The sequence below is a fragment of the Robertmurraya korlensis NBRC 107688 genome, from assembly GCF_001591645.1.
In the GTDB taxonomy this organism is placed as follows: Bacteria; Bacillota; Bacilli; order Bacillales; family Cytobacillaceae; genus Robertmurraya_A.
The window spans coordinates 1-14,370 of record NZ_BCVH01000001.1 but is presented as its reverse complement, the minus strand read 5'-3'; the positions used below and the strand labels follow the sequence as shown (position 1 = coordinate 14,370).

At 34.1% G+C, this 14,370-nt stretch carries 17 protein-coding genes and 1 pseudogene; 2 read left to right on the top strand and 16 right to left on the bottom strand.

The window, feature by feature from the left end; all coding sequences use genetic code 11:
* Nucleotides 1–87: 87 nt before the first annotated feature.
* The 6 genes from BKO01S_RS00085 to BKO01S_RS00060 form a co-directional block, all read right to left on the bottom strand.
* The gene (locus BKO01S_RS00085; RefSeq protein WP_157077244.1) at nucleotides 88–225 is read right to left on the bottom strand and encodes a hypothetical protein; all 138 of its coding nucleotides are present in this window, start codon (nucleotides 223–225) and stop codon (nucleotides 88–90) included.
* A gap of 202 nt (nucleotides 226–427) precedes the next feature.
* Entirely contained in the window at nucleotides 428–634 is a 207-nt protein-coding gene (locus tag BKO01S_RS00080) for a hypothetical protein (protein ID WP_066047056.1), read from the bottom strand.
* A complete protein-coding gene (locus BKO01S_RS00075; protein WP_066047053.1) occupies nucleotides 615–1,469 on the bottom strand; it encodes a hypothetical protein in 855 nt (284 codons plus the stop codon). Before BKO01S_RS00075 ends, BKO01S_RS00080 begins: the two co-directional genes overlap by 20 nt.
* Before the next feature lie 27 nt (nucleotides 1,470–1,496).
* Nucleotides 1,497–1,802 (bottom strand): hypothetical protein, encoded by a 306-nt coding sequence (locus tag BKO01S_RS00070; RefSeq protein WP_066047050.1) that lies wholly within the window; start codon nucleotides 1,800–1,802, stop codon nucleotides 1,497–1,499.
* A gap of 146 nt (nucleotides 1,803–1,948) precedes the next feature.
* A complete protein-coding gene (locus BKO01S_RS00065) occupies nucleotides 1,949–2,566 on the bottom strand; it encodes a hypothetical protein (RefSeq protein WP_066047048.1) in 618 nt (205 codons plus the stop codon).
* 22 nt (nucleotides 2,567–2,588) lie between these two features.
* Complete coding sequence (locus BKO01S_RS00060; protein ID WP_066047046.1) at nucleotides 2,589–3,629, bottom strand: hypothetical protein; 1,041 nt, start codon at nucleotides 3,627–3,629, stop codon at nucleotides 2,589–2,591.
* A 578-nt stretch (nucleotides 3,630–4,207) separates the two neighbouring features.
* Between BKO01S_RS00060 and BKO01S_RS24165 the strand changes: the two genes are divergently transcribed.
* Both BKO01S_RS24165 and BKO01S_RS00055 read left to right on the top strand, forming a co-directional pair.
* Nucleotides 4,208–4,381, top strand: coding sequence for a hypothetical protein (locus tag BKO01S_RS24165; RefSeq protein WP_157077243.1), 174 nt, complete (start codon nucleotides 4,208–4,210; stop codon nucleotides 4,379–4,381).
* A 149-nt stretch (nucleotides 4,382–4,530) separates the two neighbouring features.
* Nucleotides 4,531–5,478: a helix-turn-helix domain-containing protein gene (locus tag BKO01S_RS00055; protein ID WP_066047043.1), complete on the top strand. Its 948-nt coding sequence runs from the start codon at nucleotides 4,531–4,533 to the stop codon at nucleotides 5,476–5,478.
* Nucleotides 5,479–6,723: 1,245 nt separating this feature from the next.
* Here the strand turns inward: BKO01S_RS00055 and BKO01S_RS00050 are convergent.
* From BKO01S_RS00050 to comGA, 10 genes and pseudogenes are all read right to left on the bottom strand, one after another.
* Nucleotides 6,724–7,083 carry a hypothetical protein gene (locus tag BKO01S_RS00050; RefSeq protein WP_066047041.1) on the bottom strand — a complete coding sequence of 120 codons (360 nt, stop codon included), beginning with the start codon at nucleotides 7,081–7,083 and terminating at the stop codon, nucleotides 6,724–6,726.
* 134 nt (nucleotides 7,084–7,217) lie between these two features.
* Nucleotides 7,218–7,976: an HNH endonuclease gene (locus BKO01S_RS00045; RefSeq protein WP_157077242.1), complete on the bottom strand. Its 759-nt coding sequence runs from the start codon at nucleotides 7,974–7,976 to the stop codon at nucleotides 7,218–7,220.
* 132 nt (nucleotides 7,977–8,108) lie between these two features.
* Entirely contained in the window at nucleotides 8,109–9,728 is a 1,620-nt protein-coding gene (locus BKO01S_RS00040) for a DUF2326 domain-containing protein (protein WP_066047035.1), read from the bottom strand.
* A complete protein-coding gene (locus BKO01S_RS00035; protein ID WP_066047032.1) occupies nucleotides 9,718–9,945 on the bottom strand; it encodes an ABC-three component system middle component 7 in 228 nt (75 codons plus the stop codon). Before BKO01S_RS00035 ends, BKO01S_RS00040 begins: the two co-directional genes overlap by 11 nt.
* Nucleotides 9,942–10,700: an ABC-three component system protein gene (locus BKO01S_RS00030; RefSeq protein ID WP_066047029.1), complete on the bottom strand. Its 759-nt coding sequence runs from the start codon at nucleotides 10,698–10,700 to the stop codon at nucleotides 9,942–9,944. The genes BKO01S_RS00035 and BKO01S_RS00030 overlap by 4 nt, the downstream gene beginning before the upstream one ends.
* Before the next feature lie 183 nt (nucleotides 10,701–10,883).
* Nucleotides 10,884–11,558, bottom strand: a complete 675-nt coding sequence (locus BKO01S_RS00025; RefSeq protein ID WP_232311131.1) for a hypothetical protein — start codon at nucleotides 11,556–11,558, stop codon at nucleotides 10,884–10,886.
* Nucleotides 11,559–11,606: 48 nt separating this feature from the next.
* Entirely contained in the window at nucleotides 11,607–11,876 is a 270-nt protein-coding gene (locus tag BKO01S_RS00020; protein WP_066047026.1) for a hypothetical protein, read from the bottom strand.
* Nucleotides 11,877–11,957: 81 nt separating this feature from the next.
* Nucleotides 11,958–12,113 (bottom strand): annotated as a pseudogene (gene comGC, locus BKO01S_RS00015) (competence type IV pilus major pilin ComGC); the annotation flags it as partial.
* A gap of 18 nt (nucleotides 12,114–12,131) precedes the next feature.
* Nucleotides 12,132–13,163, bottom strand: coding sequence for a competence type IV pilus assembly protein ComGB (gene comGB / locus BKO01S_RS00010; RefSeq protein ID WP_066047023.1), 1,032 nt, complete (start codon nucleotides 13,161–13,163; stop codon nucleotides 12,132–12,134).
* The gene (gene comGA, locus BKO01S_RS00005; RefSeq protein ID WP_066047014.1) at nucleotides 13,150–14,220 is read right to left on the bottom strand and encodes a competence type IV pilus ATPase ComGA; all 1,071 of its coding nucleotides are present in this window, start codon (nucleotides 14,218–14,220) and stop codon (nucleotides 13,150–13,152) included. The genes comGB and comGA overlap by 14 nt, the downstream gene beginning before the upstream one ends.
* Nucleotides 14,221–14,370 lie beyond the last annotated feature (150 nt).

Sequence of the window (14,370 nt, the reverse complement as noted above, 5' to 3'; positions counted from 1 at the left end):
TGGTGCTATTTTCCTACAATTCTAATAAAAAGGCAATAAAAAAAGGAAAAGCCTCTTAGCTCCTCCTTTTTAACTTACTGATTTATTTTACTTTTGATCATGCAGGTCAATCATTTTCTTTGCCCAAATATCAAAGTTAGGCTTACCATGTATCCTTACTGTAACCTGATCTTTGGTCTTAAAAGTAATAAGCTCTTTTTTATTCTGATTAGCTAATTGATCCATTTTATATCCTCTCCTCAGTTTTATTAGATTTCTATACTTACTCATTAGCCTCCTTCCCATTTACTGTGACATAATCAGGACAAAAAAAAGAGAGGCTCAATGCCTCATTACTTACTTTTCTTAGCCATCTTGTCAGCCTGTTGCTTTGATAATCCTGAGCTAATCATTGCTAAAGCTGACTTACCTTTGTTTTTAATCTTAGTTAAGTTATTCTCAGCTTTAAAGCCTTTTTTCTTACCTCAGCTTTCTTTTTCCTTTTTGGCTTTTCTACATCAGGAACTAGCTTAATATCATCCTTTTCTAGAGTCATAGTACCTCCTGTAGCTAACTCAATTACTACTATTTTGCCATTGTTTGAAACAATATGACCATTAATACTAATCTCATCTTTATACAATAATCTGCTCATTTACTGTAGCCTCCTTAATCATCTCACTTAAATAATGGCTTACTTTATCCCTTATTGTGAATTTACTTGAGCTGTATATATCAGCTATCTCCTCATTAGATAAGCCCTCTTTATATTTAAGCTCAACCCATTCCCTAACAGTTTCATCATCAAATAACTTATATCTACCTTGTCCTGAATTAGCCCTCTGGGCTTTCTTATGTCTCTCAGCTAATACTTCAGTAATGGTAGCTTTTTTTGCCTCAATGAGAGCCTCTTTCCTGGCTTTTTCAGCTTCTTTAGCCTTTTCCTTAGCTAACCTCTCAGCCTCATTCTGAGCCTTTACCTCCTGATTGATCTCTTTCTTAGTCTTTCTCTTAACCTCAAAGCCCTTAGCTTTCTTATACTTATTTACATGATAGGCTATTGTATTAGCATTAGTTTTAACCTCTGTAGCTACCTGTCCATATGTCATCCCTGCACCTAGCATCTCAATCCACTTTACAATATCATCCTCAGTATATTTACTAGGTCTCCCTTTCTTATCAGGAGCTTTAGTAGTTCTCTTTCTCTTTTTATTAATAGCCTCAATCACATCCTCATTCTCTGCCAACCTATCAAAGAGGACATCAGGTAAGATAAAAGCCTGATTAGTCTTATATTCTACTCCTGATACTCTGTAGGATTTAAATAATGGAACAGGATATAAAATAACAAAGTTATTATCCTTGTCTATACCTAGCTTTGTAGGCATCTTTAAAATCTCAAGAGCTTTCCAAAGATGTACATCATACATATCCTCTTTCCTTAACTGCTCCTCCATCTTTTCCTTTTGGTACTCAGTCTGTTTTGCCATTCTCAGCCTCCCCCTTTGTTTCTTTGCTTAGTCAAATATCAGGTCTAGCATTTCCCTCTCATGCTCCATCATTTCAAAAAATAAGTTATATACCTCTTTGCAAAAAGTACCTTTAAGAACAGCCCTAACATGGTGAGGAGATATAAAGTTGTATTTTTTAACTAGCTCCTTAGCTGATACTCTCTGACAATAATGGAGGTATAGTATCTCTCCTACCTGCTGAGCTGATATTAAGGTACTGCCAGTAGCTCTTAGCAGTTTATAAGCTCTCTCTGACCATGCAGTAGCTTTTTCTCCTGACATATAATAATGATTAAATATAATGTCTAGCATCTCTCTCTGCCTCCTCTACTTTGATTTTTAAGTACAAAAAAAAGAGACAGGCAGAAAGCCTATCCCTTATTTACTTTCCTTAAAGACCATTGGAATGACTCCATAGACTATAATCATACTTCCAATAATATGAGCCATAATCTCCATTACAAGCTCACTCCTTTAGCCTTTAACTCAGAGACATAAGCTCTAACCTTACTCTCAAAAGTAATAAGCTCTGATATTAACCCTCTTTGTCCTAGGTGATACTTTCCCCTAAACCTTTTATTTTGGTCAGCCTGAGCTACAATACCTGTATCTAATAGGATATTTCTTACCTGTGAAAAGCTACTGTTAAGAGTAGTAGCAAAGCCCTCCATAATACTCCTATTCTCAGCTAATACTCCTAAGCCTGTATTAACTACCATCTCATTATCAAGCTCTCTAAACAAAGTTATAGCCTCTGTATGACAGGCAAAATAGCTCTCAGCTAAGTCTCCCAATATCTCAAACATTGTAGCTATTTTAGCCTTATTAACCTGCTTAACTAGCTCAATTTCCTCCTCAGTAGAGCTAATCTGTTGTTTTAATAGTTTGGCAGCTCCTAAGTCATCAGCCATTGCAAAAGCCTCTTTATGTCCTGCTAACTCCTCCTCTAGCTCTACAATAGCCTGACCATGCTGAGCTTTTGTCAGCTCAATATCCTCTAAATAATCCTCAAAAGCACCTCTTTTAGCTAATACCTCTGCAATTTTATTTGACATTGCATTGATCTTATTTTCCATAATTAACTCCTCCTAGTGAATATTAGTTTTTGTTAGCCTTTTTCTCAGCCTCTACCTTTTTAGTAATCATTTTTAAATCATGTAATATCTCATCCTCAACAGTAAGTAGGATCTCCAGCTCATCCTCATACTCAGAGGCTCTAAGCTCTACCTCAGCCTTATCTAACTCAGGAGGCTTAACTGCTTTAGGAGCTTTAGGAGGATGCTCTATTTTCCATTTCTCAAACTCCTCTTTACCCTTAATGGCTCCATCAATTTCAATGAAAAGTTCTAACATCAACTCATCAAAAGTCTTGTTAGGTTTTTTAGGAGTAAAGTCTGCCTCAGCATATCTCCTAACCTCATATTTGTTATATGCCTCAGGAATATCCTTAGAAAGCCTGTCTAATCTTACTGTTGTAGCCAGTAGCTCTAAGTCTGGATGCTCTTCATTATTCATCATTGAGAGAAAGGCAGCTCCCCAATACATTAGCTCTAGCTTAAAGCTCTCATCTGAAATATCAGTATCTACAAACCTCTGAGCATTTTTATTACTGCTCTTAGTACCTCTAAAGATATAAGGACTTGTCTCAATCATCATCCCTAAAGACTTTGTGTCCATGTACTGACTGATTGGCTGTATCATATCTTTAATCCAATATCTTAAAGACTTAGCCTTAGTATGTTGTAAGGTTAATACCTGCTCTGAGGTAAGCCCTGTAAACTCAATAAATAAAGCTTTATCTCTTGCATTGCCATTTATAGCAGATTTAAAAAGAGCATCTACAAACTTGTCTAACTGCTCCTCTGTGATAGTCCTATTAGCCATCAAAGTAAAGTCAGGAGATGGACTGTCTGCCTCCTTAATCTCTTGTAATCTTTTTTTCTCCTCATCATAAAGCTCCTGATTATTGGAGATATAATTCCTTAAAGCCCTGTCACTAATCCCTATAATGTTTGCATATTGCTTTTGAGTAGCTTGATACATTACTTGTACATAACAGAATGTCAGTACATGAGACTCAGGATCAGTAGGACTTTGCTCTAAAATGTACTCCTCCATCTTTCTAATATTTTCAGTCATAAAAACACTCCTCATAATATTTTTGGTTAGGCTGTAAGAGGAGTAGAGGCTCTTTGTGGGCAGGTAAGCCTCAAGTTACTCCCTTACTTTTTCCTATATACTAGCCCTAACAAAATGGACTCATTTAAAGGTAAGAGACTAAAAATTTTTTTTGTCCATTAATTGAAAAAGCCATAGCCCTCTACAGCTCCAATACAAAGGTGAAAGTTAATGATATTTAGGATAAGCTCCCTACATAAGAGATATTAGAAAGTAGGTACAAAATGTGACTCAATCTAACCTATTCTCTTTGTGTGTTTTTTTTGTACATAACATTACATTTTTAAATAAATACAGTAGATATAGAGTAGATGATGTCTCAAAAATCTAAACAAAGGAGCTACCCAAAGTCCTGAGGCTGTCAGACCTGCCCAAATGCCATCATTATTGTATGGAAAAAGATACTATTGACAGTCAGAAAATTTTTTTGAGGAGATACTTAATTTTAGTATGAGCAGTCAGACAATAGTATGAGCCAGAGTAGTAGATAACTAATCTACAATACTCTACTCAATACAATAAAAAAGGAGCTGACAAAGATGGGATTAAGCAGAAATAACCCTACTTATAAAAGAGGTAAGCTATCAGGCAGGACTACAAAGGGAGTTATGCAGAGCTATGAGGACTTTATTGCAGAGTATAAGCAGTATAAAGCTGAAAAAGCCCAGGCTAATGCTCAAGATAAAAGCCACAGGAAGAAAACTTCCTATTAAAGTAATTAAAGAATATAAAGTAGTTAAAGAATATAAAGACAATAAAGTAATTAAAGACAATAAGTACAGTTATTTATTAAATACAAAATAATAGATAACTAGATTTAAAATACAATAATTAAAATATTTAACAAAAGGAGCTAATTAATATGACCAAAAATATTATTAGTAAAGATATACAAGAAAAGGGCAAAGCAGTTATAAGAAAACAGTTAAAGGATGAGGGATTAAATACTCAACCTCCTGTATTCTCTGTACAATCTGTAGAGCTATATGATAAAGATACTGACAGCTACTATACAAAGGCATATATTGTAGAGGACATAGACTTTGTAAGAGATGGAGGACTTGCTCAGCTTAATGCTACAGCTTATAAGGTCTTGAAGATTATTGTAGCCCATACTGATAAGGATGGATTTTCATTTATCTCTCAGCAGACTATAGCTGATATGTTAGGCATCTCTGAGAGGCAGGTAGGCAGTATTATCAGGGAACATTTGCTAGAGGGAATAGATAAGAAAACAGGTCAGCCTAGAAATGTATTCTATGGAGGTAGGCTATTGTTAAAAGCTATTAAGTTACCTGCTCCTAATGGATATAAGTTTACTATGTATCATCCTGTTAATTGTTTCTTAGACCATACTCCATATAACTTTAAGGATGAGACAGACTTGATCCCTGAGCTAGAGGCTGATGAGGATGATGGTATTCAAGAGTTAGACTTAGGTGCTGTAGACTTTGACAATATTGTAGAAAAAGAAAAGCCTGAGGATACTACTCCTGAGGCTATTTTAATGAAAAAAAATAATGCTGATAATGCTGATGATATTAACCTACCTACCCTACCATTAGAAAATGAGAGAGCTACTGAGACAGTTTTAGAGAAAAAAGTTGAAAAAAATATTATGTTAGACCTTAAAGCTCTAGCTGATGAGACTACAACAGATGAGCCTAAGACTACTGCTCAGAATAGCTCAGTAGTTAAGTTTAAGAGAGGTAAGCAGACTGAGGCAGGTAAGGTACAGGCAGGAGCAAACAGATTTAAGTCTACAATAGATGAGGATAATGATAAGGCAATGAAATTCTTTAGCCTCTAAATAAGATTAATAGTATTGGTATTTAATAATATTAATATTTAATCATTCAAACTTTAAGGAGCATAGCTGTAGTTAAACTATAGTACAGAGATAGCTTAGTCACCTATCTCTAGCTCCTTTTAAGTAATATTGTTTTTGTTTAGGCTTGTTTGCTGACATTAACTACCTCTTTATCAGAGTCTAGCTTGTTCTTAATGAACAGGTTAGGCTCTTTCTCTTTTTTGTCTACAGATATGTACCATTCCCTTTAAGTCCAAAAATACCCTTTTGATTAGAAAACAGTCATTTTGTAACCTTCCCTCCTGTACATATTCAGTAATTAGGCAGTATAGAGATACTATATGAAATAAACCACTATATGTAGCATTTATATAGTTATCCACAGACTAACTATGTCTATATGCAGTATTGCTTTAGTACAGTAAAATCCCACAGGAAAGCCCTCCTGACTGCCCTTCCCTGTAGCAAAATATTTCTCAGGATCAATAGTAAATGTCTCTCTAGCCCTTGCCACAGCTACAATACAGCTTTTTCCCCCTGCTCTGCCTCTGTAGGTATCTGAGGAAATAGACAGCCCTGAGAGAGCCTTACAAACAGGAGGGATACCTTTTATATATGCAGGGTTGTATTGACTTTAGGAGGGCATATTCAAAGCCATAGAGAGCATTATGGAGCTGAGGGAGAGTCTGAGAAATGCCATTCTTAGCTGCACAATCTGAGCAAAATATAGGCTGACTGTGACTGACTCCATTGGTGAATAAATCTGTACAGCCTACTGCATAAAATATACAGCTTTTTGCATAGGTAATCTGACTACTGAGAAAGCCTGATATAAAGCCATTTCTTGAGGCATCTACATTATAGAATTGTAATATAGAAATACAGAGAAAGAATTGTAGGCTGCTCAGCATCCTCTCAGTCTGCAGATTAAACAATTAGACTCAGACAATAAATTAGTATCATGACTGTACTAAGACTATTGTAAAACCTCTTATAAACTGAGAAAGGCAGGGTATGGGGAGGCAGGGATACTGATGGATTGGAGGTAGGTACTTTAACATATATAACCTAATAAATGAAACTGAGGAGGCAATAAGCCTGACCAACACAGTTACCTGACAGCTTTGTTACTGGGATTAAAAAGGAAAGTACCCTATATAAAAAAGCCCAATCTCTAGAAATAAAGTTATTTCCTATTTTTTAAACTCAGGAGGAAAAGCAAAAAAAAGAGAGCCTCATCAGCTCTCAGTAAACTACCTCTCCATTAGCTCTTACTCTAGTACCTTTAGGATACTGCTTAAATTCCTCTAACCTGCCATCATGCTCTAGCTCCTCTTTAAGTGGCTTATATTTTACCCTCTGAGTATGCTCAAGTAAAAATCTAGCTAGCCTAGCTGTATTTGGCTTTCCAATAAAGGTTACATTATCTTTAAAAGTGATTGTTAAACCCTGCTCCATTTTGTCAATCAAACTGTCATAGTTAGAGCACTTATTCATTTCTTTTGACTTTAACAGCTCTTCTTTTAGCCTTTCCTGTATGTCCTCAGGATACCTAGAAATAAGTTTCTGCTCATCCTCAGTAATAATTCCTCTATCCTTATACATTCCATTTTCCTCCCAAAACCTGATAATAAACTATTATTAGCAGAAGGACATTTTTTGTCAATGTATTCCAGTATACTGTAATTTCCTTTGAAATATATAAAAAGAAGGAAAGCAATCAACTCTCCTCCATGTAGTTAATCCTGATAATAACTATAAAGCTCATCTAGGCTAATGTTAATTCCACCCTTGATAAGTCTTTCTCTCCTGCTGTTAAATAGCTTTTCTAATATTTCTTTCTTTTCCTCAAACAGTCCAAAATGGATTTTCTTATGACAGACTAAACAGATTGATACAATATTGGAATGGATGTCTAAGCTATTTTCAAACTGCTCCTGATACTGCATAGGGATAAGGTGATGAGCCTCTACATAATTCTTTCCATTAAACTTTGAAATAAAATGCTTATGCTGATTGTCAAACTCACATAAGTAGTCTGCATCAGCCACAGCCTCACTTGCATATTTGGGGTTTCTGTTCCATACCTTTTTATTATTTACTGACCTATGTTTAGGTTTATTTTCTGGCTTATCCTCAATATCAGCTCTGCTAACATCAGCAAGATTTACTGTAAGGTACTTTTCAAACTCCTGCTCCTCTTTAAACATCTCAGCTTGTAACTCAGAGTCATAAAAGTATTCAATATATCTTTTGAAATGCTTTAATGCAGTGCTATACATTCTATGACCTTTTGTATCCTTCTTTTTAAACTCAGGGTTATTAAGAATGGTGTCAATAAATGTAGTATCAGCTAGATTAAATAAAGTAATTCTTTGTAACCCATAGTCTCCCAATTCTGATGGAAGTTTTTCAATAGCCCTAGAATATCTTTTTATTGCATATTGTTGTAAATCAGTATGGGTTTCTAACCAATTAGAAAAACTATCTTTATTCATTTTCTTTACCTCATTCTCTGTTTCCTTTAATTCTATGTTTAACAAAAAAGAGAGCCTACAAAGCTCCCTAATTAATCTGACTTACATCCCATAAAAGCAAGAAGGAGCTAAACCTTGAATCCAGACCCCTCTTTACTCAGCTTCTTTCTTACCACTATCTCTCCAATCTAATGTAGTCAATAACTTATCATTAGATAATAGAATTACTTTTTTCTCCTCTAAAATCTTTTGGGTTTCCTTGTTGTACAAGTCAATAATATCAATTGCAATAAAAACTTGTTTTGACAATGAATTATAAAAATTGATGATTTTCTCAACAGCCTCATTTTCAATATTTTTAAATAAGAAAGAGTCATGCATAATAAATGGCATTTTAGTAAGTGACAGTATAGCTAAGTCAAAAATAATTAAATTGGTATATGCTTTCCCTGTTCCTGTGTTATCAAATACCTCATACTCATATTTGCTGAAAGTTAAATTCAACTTAGGAGCAGTCCTTTTATCCTCATGGATTAAGTCATTAATCTCTGTTAGTTTTTTATTTATTGCATTGCTAATTCTTTCAACTATTTTTCCCTTTAGCTGTTCAAGCTCACTTTTTTTTGTTTCAATATCTACCTTTATTACTGCCAACTTATTGTAGTAATCATTTTCAAGCTGTAAATTCTTTAGCTTTGAGGACATTTCAATCAAACTGTCAATAAATACAGTAAGTTCCTCATCAGGTTTTAATAGCTTATCTTGCTTTTTTACTATATTATCAATTTCTTTATTTAGTTCAGCTATTTTTTCTGCCAATTCTTTTTTGGCATTCTCTAATTCATCAGTTAGTATAAAGCTTATGCCTTGATGAAATGATTCTATATTTTTTAATTTTTCAACATTTACATTTGGGAAAAACTCTACTAGACTTTCAAAGCCAACAACTGATGACCTCTCAATAGTTTTATTTGTCCTATTTAATCTTGAGACATAATACTCTTTCTCATCTATAAGTTTTTTCTTTTTTTCCCTAATTGCAATCATTTCTTCTGAAACAATCTCACTAATATCACCTGAGCTGCTATACGCACTTTTCCCTATTCTTTCTATTTCTTTAGTTAAAGCCTCTATTTCTTTTAAGTTCTTTTTTAACTTAGTTTTAGTTATTTTGGGAATTAATTTATGTTTACCTGCCTTATTTAATACTTTTCTTTGATCTTCAAGATTCTTTACTGCCTGGTCCTGTAAATCAATGGCATCATATTCATTAAATAGCTTAATCAAATTGGTTACAGTTTGGATGAACTTTTCTTGATCAAAGCTATGTAATGGTTTTTTTACATTATTGTTCTCTTTCCCCCAAACTCTAGAATAGTTACTCACAGCAGACCTAAAGCTTAGTTGACCTGATTCAAGCTCATAAAAATCCTTTAATTGCTTGGTAAAGTCATTAACACTGATTTCAACTAATCTTTCATATTTATTATTACTCTCATAGACAACCTCTGAATTTTCTGTTCCTCTTACAAAATGGTATTCATTCTTATTAAATTCAAATGTAAAGCCAAATTCATGATGTCCTAAGTTTGCAACAACATCACTATTATGGGTAATGTATGTGTTGCCACCAAAAACAAAATCTATAATCATAAGTAAAGTTGATTTACCAATAGAGTTAGAACCTTTGTTATCCCCTAATACAACATTCAGTCCTTCATGAAAATCTATAGTTTCTTCTGCAAATATTACACTTTTAATCCTAACTAACATATGTGACTACTCCTTTATCAAAATCTACTTTAATCACATCAAGTAGAAATAAGGCATCAAGTGAATATATAAATTCATCAATTTCATCAAAGTGGTCTTGAGTTTTAAAATACAAGTCCTTTACTGTCATTTCTTTCTCTGATAAAAATTTAAGAATAATGGGCATCTTTCCAATAATTGACTCACTAAATCTAATTACTTTGTTAGGTACTATCATGAAAACACCTCACAATTTTGAATAAAGAATGAGATTATAATTCCACAAGCACCTTTAGAAATATTTCCAGTTCTTTTATACAACCATTCAGTAAGTTGCTCATACATAATCTCTTGGGAGGATTCTCTCCTACTTAAAGTGTCATGAAATGATTTAACTTGTGATGCTATAGCATTAAATGTTTTGGGATATTGGCTGTCAATATCTCTAAACTGTTGTTGAATATATAAGTAATTTTCAGTAATCTCATTCCTAATTCTATTTTTTGTTATTCTAGATAATGTATGATCTGCTTTAGTATCTAATTTTAAAGCATCATAATTTAATGGGGTGTATGAGCCCTCATCAGACCCCTCAACAAGTAATTTAATGACATCTTTAATTTCTTTTTCTATTTGGTAGTCAGCATACTTTGACCTTGTTTCACTTTTGGATAAAATATTTTTCTTTATGCTTACCAACAATCTGTACTCTTCAACAGTTCTAGGGTTATCATATTTCTTGTGACAATCTCCACACAAAGCTATAAAATTTTTTATGTTATTAACATCCTCATGTAATCTTTCTTCATCCTTTAATAATTCAATCTCCTCTTCTGTAGGGTTTAAAGGGTATATGTGTGCACCCTCCCACAACTTTTGATTTCTACCATTTTTTTCATACATTAATGGTTTTGCATCAAAAGGACACAGACTCTCAACCTCAGCTAATAATATGGCATTCTCATGAGGAGATAAATTTCTTCTTTTAGGCATAAAAACACACCACCTTTAAAACTACTGTACATCCTGTACATAATTCTACATAAATCAACAAAATCCTCTTTTTACCATGTATTTTTCCAAAACAAAAAAAGGAGGAGATTATTCTCCTGTCCTCTCCTGTCCTTTATAATCTATTTTTCAATCCCTTTAATTTTTATAACAGAAATAACTATTCTATCTAACCATTTCCTCCTTATATTTTGAAGCCTTTAAGCTCATGCTGATAAAGAAAACTGTAAGGTCAATTAGATTTTTTAAATCCTGCAAGTCCTTATCCACCCATTTTCTAATGTAATGAGTCTCATCATTGCCTAACCATGTAGCTCTTTCTGCCATTAATTTAATGCTAGGCTCAGTAATGAACTTTTGGATACATTGCTGTAAAGGCATGGATTTAATCTTACTGTCATCCTCAGGGTACATACTAAGTACATAATCCTTAATGAGATACTCAAGAGCCTTCCTATAAGCTACTCCACAGACTAAATCTAACTTTTCCTGCTCAGCATGATGAGCCTGATTAAAAATAGCTACAAAATTAGGAGATAGTTCTGCTACTTCCTGAGGAAACTCTTTATTAGTTTTACTATTAGGATAGCAACCTTGAAAATAAAATTGATTACCAGACTCCTGATACTCAGCAAAGAATAAAGCACCACATTCATTTCTAGGACATCCACAGAGTAAATGGGTAGTCCAGCTACCTTTAAAATAAATTAGAATGTACTCAGGTGATATAGAATAAGTGCAAATTGGACATATATCAGGCAATGTACCTAAAAAATCAGGTCTAGTATTAGGATTGCTATAGTCTATGTACTTTATTAAATCATCAAAATCCCTTGCCAAAGTAAACAGCTCCTTTAAGTTATGTACTAAGGCTATTTTACCAAAATTTTATAAAAAGCATAGAAAATGAAACTGCTCATTTCCATGACTGCCTTTAAAATAAAATGCAGTAAATGATGACTTACATTTATTATTTAAACAGCTAAACTGTACCCAAGCATCATTATCATCTTTAAAATTGACTGCTCTTAGCTTAGGCTCTTGAAATGAATGACAGACAGGACATTTTGTAGGTAGAGAGTAGAGGTTAATCAGGGGAGATTTTTTGTCATTATCAGTTACTAAATAAATTACTTTTTCAATATTCTTTTTTGTCATCTTTAACACTTCCTAATCTATTGACCAGTCTAAAAAAACTTTGTAAAATCAACATTGTAATGAGGATGAACTGTAATTATTCAATTTTTTAAAAGCTTCACATCCTTTTTCATTGATATTACTGTTATGCTTGCTAATATTTGGTACAGCAATGATCAATAGTACGGAAATTACAAGTAAAACAATCATCATTTCAATTAGTGTAAAAGCCTTCTCATTTTTAATCAATTTTTTCATTTTTTGTTCTCCCTTATTTTAAATACCATCCATTAAATGAAACATTGGTAGCAAGATGGATAAATACATAGAAATAACCAATACTCCAACGAGCAGGTAAATAGAAGGTTGAATAAACTTCATCATATAGCTCACTTTTTCATGAAATCTATTCATACAATAGGTACTAAAGAAATAAAGCTCTTGATCTAGCCTTCCATTTTTTTGTCCATGCTGGATGATGATTGATAAGTCACGCTCAAATAGAGGCTGCATGTTCATTATTTCTTCTAGACTTGTCCCTTTTAGTAAATGTTGTTTTAGAAAGAATCCTAGTTCCTGATCAAACTTATTTTCCTTATTTCCTTCAAAAAGACTTACGGCCTCATATACCGAAAGACCCCCTCCTAACAAGTAACTCATTTGTACAGAAAAGTAGTGAGTAATTAATAATTGAAAAAATGAACCGAACAACGGAATGGATACTAATAGGGTCTTTTGTTTTATGGCAGAATAGTTTTTGAATACAAAAAAGTAGTAAAAAGCCAATACAAGAAGAGTTACCAATAGGAGAGTACTTATTACGGGGAAGGTAGAGCCGATAAAGATAATGACTGTCGTAAATAGGTTTGAAGGCAAACCCATAGTTTGAAAAAGAGATACAAACTTTGGTAAGAGATATTGATCAACAAATACAAAAAGAGAAATCGTAGTAAAAATCAGAATAAGAGGATATGTTAATACCTTCATTAACTCCTTCTTATCTTTTTGTTGCTTTAACATATATTTACTTGCTTCTATAAAAGCGTGAGCTTGGCCCCCATGTTGCTCCGCAAAATACACATAGCTAACTAATGTCCGGTGGAACCCTAATTTCTGTAAGACCAACGAGAATGAAAAACCCTCTCTTAATAATTTTATACTATTAGCCAGTTGTTTTTTCTTCCCTTCTACCATCTGTAAGGAAATGGATTCCATCGCTTCGGAAAGAGAGTAACCCCTATCTAGCAATTCGCCAACATGTCTCAGTAAATTGGATTGTTCTGTTAATAACCACTTATTTGATTTCATTGTCTAACACCCATCGATCATACTCCGTTTCTTTAATAAAACCGAGTGCAATTCCCTTTGATATAACCTTCCTTAGCGTTGTATAGTCATACGCTTTTTTCTCCCCCCTCGCTTCATCTATCACATGACTTAATGGTTGACCAGCTAAAATCTCAAAGACACAAGCCTTCTTTGAACGTTCACAAACAAAACAAGCACTAGAACATTCAGTTGTACACATTGTACAACTTAGCTCTACCAGTCGTTGAGCGGTTACAGCAACAAGTGTTTGTTCAATTTCAATCCAATCTACCCCAAACTCTAGGAGCCGGTAAATAGCTCCCTTTGCATCACGAGTATGCATGGTTGATAAAACTAGATGACCTGTTAACGCCGCTCTTACAGCAATCTTTGCTGTCTCACCGTCACGAATTTCGCCTACCATAATAATGTCCGGATCGTGGCGCAGGATGGCTTTTAAACCAGTCGAATATGATATTCCAGCTTTTTCATTTACTTGAACCTGTAAAACAGCTTCACTTTCCTTTTCAATGGGATCTTCTAAAGCAATAACATTACGTTCAAATAAATTGGTGCTCTTTTCTAGCAGGGTGTATAAGGTGGTTGTTTTCCCACTTCCGGTTGGTCCAGTAAGTATGATTAAACCGTGAGCGTGTTTAAGTAAAGCAAGGAGCTTATTTGTCATAGAAGGAAATAATGAAACTTGGTAGGAAGAAATGGATTGGTGCTCGGGGAGCAGTCGTATAACTAAACTTTCTTTCTTGTTGCCTGGAAGAGTGGAGAGGCGCAAACCTATTTGCTGATTATCGACCATGATTGAATAGGAACCGTTTTGGGGACGTCTTTTTTCTCCAATATCCATGGATGCATTGAATTTAAAATGGGAGATTAACCTTTCGCATTCTTCGGTAGGGAACGAGTAGCGAGTGACGAGGCGATGCGCCAATCTGAATTGAACAAGAGTGTCATGCTTTCGAGGAATAATGTGGATATCGGTTGCTTGCTTCGAAACAGCATCCTTCAACATTCGATCGGCTAATTCTTCAATCGAAGTCACCTATAAGACACCACCTTTTTATTAAGATAAAACTATCGTATCACTTCCTTAAAAAACTTTGGGGGAAAAAGTGTGTATATTTTTCAACAAAGCATCCATAATAATTAGTACAAACACGTTAGTTACTTCAGTAATTCTAACAGTTAAAGA

Coding starts and splice junctions, on each gene's coding strand:
- BKO01S_RS00085 (WP_157077244.1), bottom strand. CDS start 225: ATGGATCAATTAGCTAATCAGAATAAAAAAGAGCTTATTACTTTTAAG.
- BKO01S_RS00080 (WP_066047056.1), bottom strand. CDS start 634: ATGAGCAGATTATTGTATAAAGATGAGATTAGTATTAATGGTCATATT.
- BKO01S_RS00075 (WP_066047053.1), bottom strand. CDS start 1,469: ATGGCAAAACAGACTGAGTACCAAAAGGAAAAGATGGAGGAGCAGTTA.
- BKO01S_RS00070 (WP_066047050.1), bottom strand. CDS start 1,802: ATGCTAGACATTATATTTAATCATTATTATATGTCAGGAGAAAAAGCT.
- BKO01S_RS00065 (WP_066047048.1), bottom strand. CDS start 2,566: ATGGAAAATAAGATCAATGCAATGTCAAATAAAATTGCAGAGGTATTA.
- BKO01S_RS00060 (WP_066047046.1), bottom strand. CDS start 3,629: ATGACTGAAAATATTAGAAAGATGGAGGAGTACATTTTAGAGCAAAGT.
- BKO01S_RS24165 (WP_157077243.1), top strand. CDS start 4,208: ATGGGATTAAGCAGAAATAACCCTACTTATAAAAGAGGTAAGCTATCA.
- BKO01S_RS00055 (WP_066047043.1), top strand. CDS start 4,531: ATGACCAAAAATATTATTAGTAAAGATATACAAGAAAAGGGCAAAGCA.
- BKO01S_RS00050 (WP_066047041.1), bottom strand. CDS start 7,083: ATGTATAAGGATAGAGGAATTATTACTGAGGATGAGCAGAAACTTATT.
- BKO01S_RS00045 (WP_157077242.1), bottom strand. CDS start 7,976: ATGAATAAAGATAGTTTTTCTAATTGGTTAGAAACCCATACTGATTTA.
- BKO01S_RS00040 (WP_066047035.1), bottom strand. CDS start 9,728: ATGTTAGTTAGGATTAAAAGTGTAATATTTGCAGAAGAAACTATAGAT.
- BKO01S_RS00035 (WP_066047032.1), bottom strand. CDS start 9,945: ATGATAGTACCTAACAAAGTAATTAGATTTAGTGAGTCAATTATTGGA.
- BKO01S_RS00030 (WP_066047029.1), bottom strand. CDS start 10,700: ATGCCTAAAAGAAGAAATTTATCTCCTCATGAGAATGCCATATTATTA.
- BKO01S_RS00020 (WP_066047026.1), bottom strand. CDS start 11,876: ATGACAAAAAAGAATATTGAAAAAGTAATTTATTTAGTAACTGATAAT.
- comGB (WP_066047023.1), bottom strand. CDS start 13,163: ATGAAATCAAATAAGTGGTTATTAACAGAACAATCCAATTTACTGAGA.